The sequence below is a fragment of the Pseudomonas sp. BIGb0381 genome (assembly GCF_024809815.1).
Taxonomy (GTDB): domain Bacteria; phylum Pseudomonadota; class Gammaproteobacteria; order Pseudomonadales; family Pseudomonadaceae; genus Aquipseudomonas.
Genome location: NZ_JANUEN010000007.1, coordinates 208,966 through 221,474, shown reverse-complemented (window position 1 = coordinate 221,474; position 12,509 = coordinate 208,966). Strand labels below are relative to the sequence as shown.

Annotated in this window: 13 protein-coding genes; all 13 read left to right on the top strand. The window is 58.4% G+C overall.

The annotated features are described in order from the left end of the window. Position 1: 1 nt before the first annotated feature. The 13 genes from M2397_RS19805 to glmS all read left to right on the top strand — a co-directional run bounded on the left by M2397_RS19805 (position 2) and on the right by glmS (position 12,454). Positions 2-874, top strand: coding sequence for a ParB/RepB/Spo0J family partition protein (locus M2397_RS19805; protein ID WP_131699633.1), 873 nt, complete (start codon positions 2-4; stop codon positions 872-874). 148 nt (positions 875-1,022) lie between these two features. Beyond that, positions 1,023-1,430 (top strand): F0F1 ATP synthase subunit I, encoded by a 408-nt coding sequence (locus M2397_RS19800; protein ID WP_131699634.1) that lies wholly within the window; start codon positions 1,023-1,025, stop codon positions 1,428-1,430. Positions 1,431-1,446: 16 nt separating this feature from the next. Next, on the top strand, positions 1,447-2,316 hold the full coding sequence (gene atpB / locus M2397_RS19795) for a F0F1 ATP synthase subunit A (protein ID WP_017736231.1): 870 nt from the start codon (positions 1,447-1,449) through the stop codon (positions 2,314-2,316). A 133-nt stretch (positions 2,317-2,449) separates the two neighbouring features. Beyond that, a complete protein-coding gene (gene atpE, locus M2397_RS19790) occupies positions 2,450-2,707 on the top strand; it encodes a F0F1 ATP synthase subunit C (RefSeq protein ID WP_002555987.1) in 258 nt (85 codons plus the stop codon). Between the two features lie 55 nt (positions 2,708-2,762). Beyond that, positions 2,763-3,233: a F0F1 ATP synthase subunit B gene (locus tag M2397_RS19785; RefSeq protein ID WP_008439543.1), complete on the top strand. Its 471-nt coding sequence runs from the start codon at positions 2,763-2,765 to the stop codon at positions 3,231-3,233. A 12-nt stretch (positions 3,234-3,245) separates the two neighbouring features. Further along, positions 3,246-3,782 carry a F0F1 ATP synthase subunit delta gene (locus M2397_RS19780; protein WP_053127454.1) on the top strand — a complete coding sequence of 179 codons (537 nt, stop codon included), beginning with the start codon at positions 3,246-3,248 and terminating at the stop codon, positions 3,780-3,782. A gap of 21 nt (positions 3,783-3,803) precedes the next feature. Beyond that, complete coding sequence (gene atpA, locus M2397_RS19775) at positions 3,804-5,348, top strand: F0F1 ATP synthase subunit alpha (RefSeq protein WP_053127456.1); 1,545 nt, start codon at positions 3,804-3,806, stop codon at positions 5,346-5,348. 50 nt (positions 5,349-5,398) lie between these two features. After that, positions 5,399-6,259: a F0F1 ATP synthase subunit gamma gene (gene atpG / locus M2397_RS19770; protein ID WP_003195829.1), complete on the top strand. Its 861-nt coding sequence runs from the start codon at positions 5,399-5,401 to the stop codon at positions 6,257-6,259. A 27-nt stretch (positions 6,260-6,286) separates the two neighbouring features. Then, complete coding sequence (atpD, locus tag M2397_RS19765; protein ID WP_003177062.1) at positions 6,287-7,663, top strand: F0F1 ATP synthase subunit beta; 1,377 nt, start codon at positions 6,287-6,289, stop codon at positions 7,661-7,663. A 44-nt stretch (positions 7,664-7,707) separates the two neighbouring features. Continuing rightward, positions 7,708-8,124, top strand: a complete 417-nt coding sequence (locus tag M2397_RS19760) for a F0F1 ATP synthase subunit epsilon (RefSeq protein WP_003195825.1) — start codon at positions 7,708-7,710, stop codon at positions 8,122-8,124. Between the two features lie 123 nt (positions 8,125-8,247). Beyond that, a complete protein-coding gene (glmU, locus tag M2397_RS19755) occupies positions 8,248-9,615 on the top strand; it encodes a bifunctional UDP-N-acetylglucosamine diphosphorylase/glucosamine-1-phosphate N-acetyltransferase GlmU (RefSeq protein WP_131699635.1) in 1,368 nt (455 codons plus the stop codon). Positions 9,616-9,843: 228 nt separating this feature from the next. Then, positions 9,844-10,611, top strand: a complete 768-nt coding sequence (locus M2397_RS19750) for a DeoR/GlpR family DNA-binding transcription regulator (protein ID WP_259244279.1) — start codon at positions 9,844-9,846, stop codon at positions 10,609-10,611. 10 nt (positions 10,612-10,621) lie between these two features. Continuing rightward, positions 10,622-12,454 (top strand): glutamine--fructose-6-phosphate transaminase (isomerizing), encoded by a 1,833-nt coding sequence (gene glmS / locus M2397_RS19745; protein ID WP_131699637.1) that lies wholly within the window; start codon positions 10,622-10,624, stop codon positions 12,452-12,454. The last annotated feature ends 55 nt before the right edge of the window (positions 12,455-12,509 follow it).

The window sequence follows — 12,509 nt, the reverse complement described above, 5'->3', positions numbered from 1 at the left end:
CATGGCCGTCAAGAAACGAGGTCTCGGACGTGGACTGGATGCACTGTTGAGTGGTCCGACCGTCACATCGCTTGAAGAACAGGCGGTGCAGGCTGACGAACGTGAGCTGCAGCACCTGCCCCTGGACCTGATCCAGCGCGGCAAATATCAGCCACGCCGGGACATGGATCCCCAGGCGCTGGAAGAACTGGCCAATTCGATCAAGGCTCAGGGCGTGATGCAGCCGATTGTGGTTCGCCCGATCGGCGGCGGCCGCTTTGAAATCATCGCCGGTGAACGCCGCTGGCGGGCCAGCCAGCAGGCCGGCAAGGACACCATCCCGGCGATGGTGCGCGATGTAACGGATGAAACCGCCATCGCCATGGCGTTGATCGAGAACATCCAGCGTGAAGACCTCAACCCGATCGAAGAAGCGATCGCCCTGCAGCGTTTGCAGCAGGAGTTCCAGCTGACCCAGCAACAGGTCGCCGAGGCCGTGGGTAAATCCCGTGTCACCGTGTCCAACTTGCTGCGCCTGATCGCGCTGCCGGAGGTCATCAAGACCATGTTGTCCCATGGCGACCTCGAGATGGGTCACGCCCGTGCTTTGCTCGGGTTACCGGAAAATCAACAGGTTGAAGGGGCGCGACACGTTGTCGCACGAGGGCTCACCGTTCGTCAGACCGAGGCCCTGGTTCGCCAGTGGCTCAGCGGCAAACCTGCACCGGTCGAAGCGGCCAAACCTGATCCGGATATTGCGCGCCTGGAGCAGCGCCTGGCCGAGCGCCTGGGCTCTGCGGTACAAATTCGCCACGGCAAGAAAGGCAAAGGACAATTGGTCATCGGATATAACTCCCTTGATGAGCTTCAGGGCGTCCTTGCCCACATCCGCTGAAACATTTGCTTATGTAGCGCGTGATCGGAAATCACTACCCGGCAGTTGAATAGGGGCAGAACCGCCCCTATACTCTGCGCGCATTTTGTCGGCACAAATTATGCCAAGTTATTGATTTCCGGCAGCCGACTATTGAGGAGCAAGAGTGATGGAAACCCGCACGCCAAACACGTCGCCCTTCCATCGCTTGGCTGTTTTTCCGGTTTTATTGGCTCAATTTGTCATTTTGCTGATCGCCGCATTGGCGCTTTGGTACTGGCATGGAGTCGTAGCCGGATATTCAGGACTTTGCGGAGGCCTGATAGCCTTGCTGCCCAATATGTATTTTGCTCACAGGGCCTTTCGGTTTTCCGGCGCCCGAGCAGCCCAGGCTATCGTCCGGTCTTTTTATGCCGGCGAGGCGGGGAAACTGATTTTGACGGCAGTGCTGTTTGCACTGACCTTTGCAGGTGTGAAGCCATTGGCGCCGCTGGCTGTATTCGGCGTCTTCGTGTTGACCCAACTGGTCAGCTGGTTCGCTCCCCTGCTAATGAAAACAAGACTTTCGAAACCTTAGGGCGTTTGAGGCAACCATGGCAGAAACAACCGCTTCGGGCTATATCCAGCACCACTTGCAGAACCTGACCTTCGGTCAGCTTCCCAACGGCGGCTGGGGCTTTGCCCACTCCGCAGCAGAGGCCAAAGAAATGGGCTTCTGGGCTTTCCACCTGGATACTCTGGGCTGGTCGGTCGCTTTGGGTCTGATCTTCGTCCTGATTTTCCGCATGGCGGCAAAGAAGGCAACTTCCGGTCAGCCAGGTGCTTTGCAGAACTTCGTTGAAGTATTGGTCGAATTCGTCGATGGCAGCGTGAAAGACAGCTTCCATGGCCGTAGCCCGGTGATTGCACCGCTGGCACTGACCATCTTCGTCTGGGTGTTCCTGATGAACGCCGTCGACCTGATCCCGGTTGACTGGATTCCTCAGCTGGCCATGGCGATTTCCGGCGATCCGCACATTCCATTCCGTGCCGTATCGACCACTGACCCGAACGCTACCTTGGGCATGGCCCTGTCGGTATTTGCGTTGATTATTTTCTACAGCATCAAGATCAAGGGCATCGGCGGCTTCATTGGCGAACTGACCCTGCACCCGTTCGGCAGCAAGAACATCTTCGTTCAAGCCCTGCTGATCCCGGTGAACTTCCTGCTGGAATTCGTCACCCTGATCGCCAAGCCGATCTCCCTGGCCCTGCGACTGTTCGGCAACATGTATGCCGGCGAGCTGGTGTTCATTCTGATCGCTGTGATGTTCGGCAGCGGCCTGCTCTGGCTTAGCGGCCTGGGCATTGTTCTGCAGTGGGCGTGGGCTGTGTTCCACATCCTGATCATCACCCTGCAGGCCTTCATCTTCATGATGCTGACCATCGTCTACCTGTCGATGGCGCACGAAGAGAACCATTAAGACCAGTCTCGACTAGTCTGATGTCCTTCCCGGTGAAACGGGAAGGTGGCCCACCAGGGCTATGAAACGATTTGTTTTACCGCTTTAAAATCTAAAAAACCTAAACCATACGACGTAAAAGTCGGGAGGAAAGATGGAAACTGTAGTTGGTCTAACCGCTATCGCTGTTGCACTGTTGATCGGCCTGGGCGCCCTGGGTACTGCCATTGGTTTCGGCCTGCTGGGCGGCAAGTTCCTGGAAGGCGCAGCGCGTCAGCCAGAAATGGTTCCAATGCTGCAAGTTAAAATGTTCATCGTTGCCGGCCTGCTCGACGCCGTGACCATGATCGGCGTTGGTATCGCTCTGTTCTTCACCTTCGCGAACCCCTTCGTTGGTCAACTCGCCGGTTAATCACTCGTTTCTCGAGTGATTGGTGTGTTGTGCAACGAATGAGCGAGGTATTGGCGTGAACATTAATGCAACCATTATTGGTCAGTCCTTAGCGTTCTTGATTTTTGTCGTTTTCTGCATGAAGTTCGTATGGCCTCCGGTCATCGCGGCTTTGCACGAACGTCAAAAGAAGATCGCGGATGGACTGGACGCTGCCGCACGAGCAGCTCGCGACCTGGAGTTGGCCCAAGATAAAGCGGGTCAGCAACTGCGCGAAGCGAAAGCTCAAGCAGCCGAAATCATTGAGCAAGCCAAGAAACGCGGTAACCAGATCGTTGAAGAGGCTGTTGAAAAAGCCCGTATCGACGCTGACCGTGTGAAGGTTCAGGCTCAAGCCGAGATCGAGCAGGAACTGAACGGTGTCAAAGATGCGCTGCGTGCCCAATTGGGTGCTCTGGCCGTCGGCGGTGCTGAGAAGATCCTGGGTGCCACAATTGATCAAAACGCGCACGCGGAGCTGGTTAACAAACTGGCTGCTGAAATTTAAGCGAGGGCGATCATGGCAGAATTGACCACGTTGGCCCGACCTTACGCTAAGGCAGCCTTCGAGCACGCCCAGGCCCACCAGCAGCTGGCCTCTTGGTCAGCCATGCTCGGCCTGGCTGCAGCAGTGTCGCAAGACGACACCATGCAGCGCGTGCTCAAGGCCCCGCGACTGACGAGCGCAGACAAGGCCGCCACTTTTATTGAAGTGTGCGGCGACAAGTTTGATGTGAAAGTGCAGAACTTCATCAACGTCATCGCCGAAAACGACCGTCTCCTGCTTTTGCCGGAGATTGCCGCTCTGTTCGACCTGTACAAGGCCGAGCAAGAGAAATCGGTAGACGTTGAAGTGACCAGTGCTTTTGCATTGAACCAAGAACAGCAAGACAAACTCGCCAAGGTTCTCAGTGCACGACTCGACCGGGAAGTGCGCCTGCAAGTTGCGGAAGACCCATCCCTCATTGGGGGTGTTGTCATTCGCGCCGGCGACCTGGTTATCGATGGCTCGATTCGCGGCAAACTCGCGAATCTTGCCGAAGCATTGAAATCTTGAGTTTGAAGGGGCAGCAGAGCAATGCAGCAACTCAATCCTTCCGAAATAAGTGAAATTATCAAGGGCCGCATCGACAAGCTCGATGTGACCTCCCAAGCCCGTAACGAAGGCACTGTCGTCAGCGTATCTGACGGCATCGTGCGGATTCACGGTCTGGCCGACGTTATGTACGGCGAGATGATCGAGTTTCCGGGCGGCGTCTTCGGTATGGCCCTCAACCTGGAGCAAGACTCCGTAGGTGCCGTTGTATTGGGCGCGTACACCAGTCTGGCTGAAGGCATGAGCGCCAAGTGCACAGGCCGCATCCTGGAGGTTCCGGTTGGTAAGGAACTGCTGGGTCGCGTAGTCGACGCACTGGGTAACCCTGTTGACGGTAAAGGTCCACTGGGCAACACCGAGACCGACGCGGTCGAGAAAGTTGCTCCAGGCGTGATCTGGCGTAAGTCGGTAGACCAGCCTGTACAGACTGGCTACAAGGCTGTCGATGCCATGATCCCTGTCGGCCGTGGCCAGCGTGAGCTGATCATCGGTGACCGTCAGATCGGTAAAACCGCTCTGGCGATCGACGCGATCATCAACCAGAAGAACAGCGGCATTTTCTGCGTCTACGTAGCGATCGGTCAGAAGCAATCGACCATCGCCAACGTGGTTCGCAAGCTGGAAGAAAACGGCGCCCTGGCCAACACGATCATCGTGGCTGCCAGTGCTTCGGAATCTCCTGCGCTGCAATTCCTGGCACCGTACTCCGGTTGCACCATGGGTGAATTCTTCCGCGACCGCGGTGAAGACGCGCTGATCGTTTATGACGATCTGTCCAAGCAAGCAGTGGCTTACCGCCAGATTTCCCTGCTGCTGCGCCGTCCACCAGGCCGTGAAGCTTACCCAGGCGACGTGTTCTATCTCCACTCCCGTCTGCTGGAGCGCGCATCCCGCGTTTCGGAAGAGTACGTAGAGAAGTTCACCAACGGCGCAGTGACCGGCAAAACCGGTTCCCTGACCGCGCTGCCGATCATCGAAACCCAGGCTGGCGACGTTTCCGCGTTCGTTCCGACCAACGTGATTTCCATCACCGACGGTCAGATCTTCCTGGAATCGGCCATGTTCAACTCGGGCATCCGCCCTGCAGTGAACGCCGGTGTTTCGGTATCCCGTGTGGGTGGTGCCGCTCAGACCAAGATCATCAAGAAGCTCTCCGGTGGTATCCGTACCGCTCTGGCTCAGTACCGTGAACTGGCGGCATTCGCCCAGTTCGCTTCTGACCTGGACGAAGCGACCCGTAAGCAACTTGAGCATGGTCAGCGCGTTACCGAGCTGATGAAGCAGAAGCAATACGCCCCAATGTCGATCGCTGACATGGCGTTGTCGCTGTATGCCGCTGAGCGTGGGTTCCTGACCGACGTTGAAATCGCCAAGGTCGGCAGCTTTGAACAAGCGCTGATTGCTTACTTCAACCGCGATCACGCCGAATTGATGGCGAAGATCAACGTGAAGGGTGACTTCAATGACGATATCGACGCTGGCATGAAAGCCGGTATCGAGAAGTTCAAGGCCACCCAAACCTGGTAAGCCGCAGCGGGAGCCGCAAGGCTCCCGCTTGCTAACCTGATAGGTGTTACATGGCAGGCGCAAAAGAGATTCGCAGTAAGATTGCGAGCATCAAAAGCACGCAAAAAATTACCAGCGCCATGGAAAAAGTGGCGGTCAGCAAAATGCGCAAGGCACAAATGCGCATGGCTGCTAGCCGTCCTTATGCGGAGCGTATCCGCCAGGTAATTGGGCATCTGGCCAACGCCAACCCGGAATACCGCCACCCATTCATGATCGAACGCGCCGTCAAGCGTGTGGGTTATGTGGTAGTGAGCAGTGACCGTGGTTTGTGCGGTGGTTTGAATACCAACCTGTTCAAGGCCCTGGTCAAGGACATGGCGGTAAACCGCGAAAACGGCGTCGAGATCGATCTGTGTGTTGTTGGTAGCAAGGGTGCGGCCTTTTTCCGCAACTTCGGCGGTAACGTCGTTGCAGCTATCAGCCACCTGGGTGAAGAGCCGTCGATCAATGATTTGATCGGCAGTGTGAAGGTGATGCTGGATGCGTACCTGGAAGGCCGGATTGACCGCCTCTCCGTGGTATCCAACAAGTTCATCAACACCATGACCCAGCAGCCAACCGTGGAGCAATTGATTCCACTGGTGGCGACTCCGGATCAGGAACTCAAGCACCACTGGGACTACCTCTACGAACCAGACGCCAAAGAGCTGCTTGACGGCTTGATGGTGCGCTACGTGGAGTCGCAGGTGTACCAGGCGGTGGTCGAGAACAACGCAGCTGAACAAGCGGCGCGGATGATCGCGATGAAAAACGCTACCGATAACGCCGGTGATCTGATCAGCGATTTGCAGCTGATCTACAACAAGGCGCGTCAGGCTGCGATCACCCAAGAGATCTCGGAAATCGTCGGCGGCGCTGCCGCGGTTTAACGGTTCAAATATTCAGAGGATCCAGCTATGAGTAGCGGACGTATCGTTCAAATCATCGGCGCCGTTATCGACGTGGAATTTCCACGCGACAGCGTACCGAGCATCTACAACGCGCTGAAAGTACAAGGCGCGGAAACTACTCTGGAAGTTCAGCAGCAGCTGGGCGACGGCGTAGTTCGTACCATTGCGATGGGTTCCACCGAAGGCTTGAAGCGCGGTCTGGACGTAATCGACTCTGGCGCAGCCATCTCCGTACCGGTCGGTAAAGCGACCCTGGGCCGGATCATGGACGTACTGGGCAACCCGATTGACGAAGCTGGCCCGATCGACACCGAAGAGCGCTGGGGCATTCACCGTCCAGCACCTTCGTTCGCGGAACAAGCTGGCGGCAACGACCTGCTGGAAACCGGCATCAAGGTTATCGACCTGGTTTGCCCGTTCGCCAAGGGCGGTAAAGTCGGTCTGTTCGGTGGTGCCGGTGTAGGCAAGACCGTAAACATGATGGAACTGATCCGTAACATCGCCATCGAGCACAGCGGTTATTCCGTGTTCGCCGGTGTGGGTGAGCGTACTCGTGAGGGTAACGACTTCTACCACGAGATGAAGGACTCCAACGTTCTGGACAAAGTGGCACTGGTTTACGGTCAGATGAACGAGCCGCCGGGAAACCGTCTGCGCGTAGCACTGACTGGCCTGACCATGGCCGAGAAGTTCCGTGACGAAGGTAACGACGTTCTGCTGTTCGTCGACAACATCTACCGTTACACCCTGGCCGGTACTGAAGTATCCGCACTGCTGGGCCGTATGCCTTCCGCAGTAGGTTACCAGCCGACCCTGGCTGAAGAGATGGGCGTTCTGCAAGAACGTATCACTTCGACCAAGGAAGGTTCGATCACTTCGATCCAAGCGGTATACGTACCTGCGGATGACTTGACCGACCCATCGCCTGCGACCACCTTCGCCCACTTGGACGCCACCGTCGTTCTGTCCCGTGACATCGCTTCCCTGGGTATCTACCCAGCGGTCGATCCACTCGACTCGACTTCGCGCCAGCTGGACCCGAACGTGATCGGCCAGGAGCACTACGACACCGCTCGCGGCGTTCAGTACGTGCTGCAGCGTTACAAAGAACTGAAGGACATCATTGCGATCCTGGGTATGGACGAGCTGTCGGAAGCCGACAAGCAGTTGGTAAACCGTGCTCGTAAGATCCAGCGCTTCTTGTCGCAGCCGTTCTTCGTGGCTGAAGTCTTCACCGGTGCTTCGGGTAAATACGTTTCCCTGAAAGACACCATTGCTGGCTTCAAAGGCATCCTCAACGGTGACTACGACCACCTGCCAGAACAAGCGTTCTACATGGTCGGCGGCATCGAAGAAGCGATCGAGAAAGCCAAGAAACTGTAATCCAAGCGCCCGGAAACGGGCGCTCATCAGGTTGAGGCAATCAGATGGCTATGACAGTCCATTGCGATATCGTCAGCGCGGAAGGGGAAATCTTCTCCGGTCTGGTGGAGTTTGTGACAGCGCACGGTGACCTGGGTGATCTTGGTATCGCCATGGGCCACGCACCGCTGATCACCAGCTTGAAGCCAGGTCCGATCACTCTGACCAAGCAAGGCGGGGAACGTGAGGTGTTTTACATCTCCGGTGGTTTCCTCGAGGTTCAGCCGAACATGGTCAAGGTACTTGCCGACACCGTGCAACGTGCTGGCGATCTGGATGAAGCCTCCGCTCAGGAAGCCGTCAAGGCTGCCGAGAAGGCCCTGAACGAAAAGGGTGCGGACTTCGACTACAGCGCTGCTGCTGTACGTCTGGCCGAGGCTGCAGCTCAGCTGCGCACGCTCCAGCAGATCCGCAAGAAGTAAGCGGCCACGCCGTGATGCTTATGCGCGATTGATTAAAAAGGGTAGCCTCGGCTACCCTTTTTCTTTATTTAGCAAAACACATCTCTGGTCTGAAGCCGGACCGCCCAGGATTGGTAGCCATTCATGTCTCTTGAAATCGTCATTCTCGCCGCAGGCCAAGGCACCCGCATGCGTTCGGCCCTGCCCAAGGTGCTGCACCCTGTCGCGGGTAATTCCATGCTTGGGCATGTTATCCACAGCGCTCGCCAGTTGGACCCACAACGTATCCACGTAGTGATCGGCCATGGCGCCGATGTGGTGCGCGAACGCCTGGCTGCGGATGACCTGAATTTCGTATTGCAGGACAAACAACTGGGAACCGGCCACGCCACCGCGCAAGCTGTGCCGTTCATTACCGCCGACACCGTGCTGATCCTCTACGGTGACGTGCCGCTGATCGAAGTGGAAACCCTGCAACGCCTGCTCAAGCATGTGGTGCCCGGCCAGATGGGCCTGCTCACCGTTGAGCTGGATGACCCCACCGGTTACGGGCGCATCGTGCGCGGTGCCGACGGCAAGGTCGCGGCGATCGTCGAGCACAAGGACGCCAGTGAAGCCCAGCGGGCTATCACCGAAGGCAACACCGGTATTCTCGCCGTGCCTGCCAATAAGCTCGCCGACTGGATGAGCCGTCTGTCCAACAACAACGCCCAGGGCGAGTACTACCTCACCGATGTGATCGAGATGGCCGTGAGTGATGGCCTGCTGGTCGCCACCGAACAGCCTCACGACCCAATGGAAGTGCAGGGCGCCAATGATCGCAAGCAGCTTGCAGAGCTCGAACGTCACTACCAACTGCGTGAAGGCCGCCGCCTGATGGCCCAGGGCGTGACCCTGCGCGACCCGGCTCGATTCGATGTACGCGGTGAGGTCAGCGTGGGCCGCGACGTACTGATCGATATCAACGTGGTCCTCGAAGGCCGCGTGATCATCGAAGACGACGTGGTCATCGGCCCGAACTGCGTGATCAAGGACAGCACCCTGCGCAAGGGCGTGGTGATCAAGGCCAACAGCCATATCGACGGTGCCGTGATGGGCGAGGGCAGCGATGCCGGACCGTTTGCGCGGTTGCGTCCGGGCACCGTGATGGGCGCCAGGGCGCACGTCGGTAATTTTGTCGAATTGAAGAACGCACGGATGGGCGACGACGCAAAGGCCGGCCACCTGGCCTACCTCGGTGATGCGGTGATTGGTGCACGCAGCAACATCGGCGCTGGCGCAATCACCTGCAACTACGACGGTGCCAACAAGTACCAGACGACGATTGGTGAGGACGTATTCATCGGTTCCAACAACTCGCTGATTGCACCTGTGACGATCGGCGATGGTTCGAATACGGCAGCGGGCTCAACCATCAACCAGGATGTGGATAAGTCCCAGCTGGCCGTGGCCCGCGCCCGCCAACGCAATATCGACGGCTGGAAACGCCCGGTCAAAATCAAAAAGACCTGAGTTATCCACAGCCTCATCAGCAGTGCTATCCAAATGTGGGAGGGGGCTCGCCCCCGATGGCGGATTTCCAGTCAATGTTTTAGTCGACCGATCTACCGCAATCGGGGGCTCGCCCCTTCCCACATTTGTCGTGTGTTGTTCGAAAAATCTGGTTCCGACGCTTGACGATATCTTGCCAATAGGTTTTGATTGCTTTCGTTATCTTTCGAAACGAAACTTATCATCACCATGTCGAAACGAAATACACCCCAACGGCGCCACAACATCCTGACCTTGCTCAACGAACAGGGCGAAGTCAGCGTGGACGAATTGGCCAAGCGTTTCGAAACCTCGGAAGTCACTATCCGCAAGGACTTGGCCGCCCTAGAAAGTAACGGCCTGTTGCTGCGCCGCTACGGTGGTGCGATCACCATGCCTCAGGAACTGGTGGGCGACCCCGCCCAGCCAATCTCGGCCTACAAGCGTGCGATAGCCCTTGCTGCCGTGACGCGTCTGCGTGAACACGCCCGCATCATCATCGACAGCGGCAGCACCACCGCCGCCATGATCCCGGAACTGGGCCATCAGCCCGGCCTCGTGGTCATGACCAACTCCCTGCACGTGGCCAGCGCCTTGAGCGAACTGGAACACGAGCCGGTGCTGTTGATGACCGGCGGCACCTGGGACCCGCATTCGGACTCGTTCCAGGGCCAGGTCGCCGAGCAGGTATTGCGTTCCTACGACTTTGATCAACTGTTCATCGGCGCCGACGGCATCGATCTGCAGCGTGGCACCACCACCTTCAACGAATTACTGGGCCTGAGCCGTGTGATGGCCGAGGTCGCCCGTGAAGTGGTGGTGATGGTCGAATCCGACAAGATCGGCCGCAAGATTCCCAACCTGGAACTGCCCTGGAGCAGCGTCCATACCCTTATTACCGATGATCGCCTGCCGCTTGAGGCCCGCGACCAGATCCAAGCCCGCGGCATTACGCTGATATGCGCGGCAATCATCTAGGAGAAGCACCATGTGTGGAATTGTTGGCGCAGTTGCCGAACGTAACGTTACTGCCATCCTGCTCGAAGGCCTCAAGCGCCTGGAATACCGCGGCTACGACAGCGCAGGTGTGGCCGTCTTCACCAATGCTGGCAAGCTTGAGCGCGTGCGCCGCCCAGGTAAGGTCAGCGAGTTGGAGCAGGCATTGGCCGGCGAGCCGCTGGTAGGTCGCCTGGGGATTGCCCACACCCGCTGGGCTACCCACGGCGCACCGTGCGAGCGTAACGCCCACCCGCACTTCTCCGGTGACTTGGCCGTGGTGCACAACGGCATCATCGAAAACCACGAAGTGCTGCGCGAACAGCTCAAGAGCATGGGCTACGTATTCACCTCGGACACCGACACCGAAGTCATCGCCCACCTGCTCAACCACAAGCTCAAGGACCACAGTGACCTGACCACCGCCCTCAAGGCCACGGTCAAGGAACTGCACGGCGCCTACGGTCTGGCCGTGGTCAGCGCCAGCCAACCGGACCGCGTAGTTGCCGCCCGCAGTGGCAGCCCGCTGGTAATCGGCCTGGGCCTGGGTGAGAACTTCCTCGCCTCCGACCAACTGGCCCTGCGCCAGGTCACCGACCGCTTCATGTACCTGGAAGAAGGCGATATTGCCGACATTCGCCGTGAAAGCGTGGCGATCTGGGACGTGAACGGCAATTCCGTCGAGCGCGAAGCCGTGCAGTACCGCGACGGTGCAGAAGCCGCCGACAAGGGCGAGTTCCGCCACTTCATGCTCAAGGAAATCCACGAGCAACCGGCCGTGGTACAGCGCACCCTGGAAGGCCGCCTTGGCGACAAGCAAGTGCTGGTCAACGCCTTCGGCCCACAGGCTGCGGAGCTGTTCGCCAAAGTGCGCAATGTGCAGATCGTGGCCTGTGGTACCAGCTACCACGCCGGTATGGTTGCCCGTTACTGGCTGGAAGAACTGGCCGGCATCCCGTGCCAGGTCGAAGTCGCCAGTGAGTTCCGCTACCGCAAGGTGGTGGTGCAGCCCGACACCCTGTTCGTGACCATCTCCCAGTCCGGCGAAACCGCCGACACCCTGGCCGCGCTGCGCAACGCCAAAGAGCTGGGCTTCCTTGCCAGCCTGGCGATCTGCAACGTCAGCATCAGCTCCCTGGTGCGTGAGTCCGACCTGACCCTGCTGACCCAAGCCGGTCGCGAAATTGGCGTGGCATCCACCAAAGCGTTCACCACCCAGTTGGTCGGCCTGTTGCTGCTGACCCTGTCCCTGGGCCAGGTCCGCGGCACCTTGGCTGCCGGCGTCGAAGCCACCCTGGTGGAAGAACTGCGCCGCCTGCCGACCCGTCTGGGCGAAGCTTTGGCCATGGACAGCACCGTGGAAAAAGTCGCCGAGCTGTTCGCCGACAAGAACCACACCCTGTTCCTCGGCCGTGGCGCGCAGTACCCGGTGGCGATGGAAGGCTCGCTGAAGCTCAAGGAAATTTCGTACATCCACGCCGAAGCCTACCCGGCCGGTGAGCTCAAACACGGCCCGTTGGCCCTCGTGGACGACGACATGCCGGTGGTCACCGTAGCGCCGAACAACGAACTGCTGGAGAAGCTCAAGTCCAACCTGCAGGAAGTCCGCGCCCGTGGCGGCCAACTGATCGTGTTCGCCGACGAAAAAGCCGGCATGACCAACGGCGAAGGCACCCACGTCATCAACATGCCGCACATCCACGACACCTTGTCGCCGATCCTCTACACCATCCCGCTGCAGCTGCTGTCGTACTACGTCGCCGTGCTCAAAGGCACCGACGTTGACCAGCCGCGTAACCTGGCGAAATCGGTGACGGTGGAGTAATCCGCTCTACCCTGGAGGCCCGCCCGGGTCTCCAGGTACCCGCGAAAGGACGCGC

Excerpts from the sequence above, each read along its gene's own strand:
- atpD (WP_003177062.1), top strand. The coding sequence starts at position 6,287 with ATGAGTAGCGGACGTATCGTTCAAATCATCGGCGCCGTTATCGACGTG.
- atpA (WP_053127456.1), top strand. The coding sequence starts at position 3,804 with ATGCAGCAACTCAATCCTTCCGAAATAAGTGAAATTATCAAGGGCCGC.
- atpG (WP_003195829.1), top strand. The coding sequence starts at position 5,399 with ATGGCAGGCGCAAAAGAGATTCGCAGTAAGATTGCGAGCATCAAAAGC.
- glmS (WP_131699637.1), top strand. The coding sequence starts at position 10,622 with ATGTGTGGAATTGTTGGCGCAGTTGCCGAACGTAACGTTACTGCCATC.
- M2397_RS19780 (WP_053127454.1), top strand. The coding sequence starts at position 3,246 with ATGGCAGAATTGACCACGTTGGCCCGACCTTACGCTAAGGCAGCCTTC.
- M2397_RS19750 (WP_259244279.1), top strand. The coding sequence starts at position 9,844 with ATGTCGAAACGAAATACACCCCAACGGCGCCACAACATCCTGACCTTG.
- M2397_RS19800 (WP_131699634.1), top strand. The coding sequence starts at position 1,023 with ATGGAAACCCGCACGCCAAACACGTCGCCCTTCCATCGCTTGGCTGTT.
- M2397_RS19760 (WP_003195825.1), top strand. The coding sequence starts at position 7,708 with ATGGCTATGACAGTCCATTGCGATATCGTCAGCGCGGAAGGGGAAATC.
- atpE (WP_002555987.1), top strand. The coding sequence starts at position 2,450 with ATGGAAACTGTAGTTGGTCTAACCGCTATCGCTGTTGCACTGTTGATC.
- atpB (WP_017736231.1), top strand. The coding sequence starts at position 1,447 with ATGGCAGAAACAACCGCTTCGGGCTATATCCAGCACCACTTGCAGAAC.
- M2397_RS19805 (WP_131699633.1), top strand. The coding sequence starts at position 2 with ATGGCCGTCAAGAAACGAGGTCTCGGACGTGGACTGGATGCACTGTTG.
- glmU (WP_131699635.1), top strand. The coding sequence starts at position 8,248 with ATGTCTCTTGAAATCGTCATTCTCGCCGCAGGCCAAGGCACCCGCATG.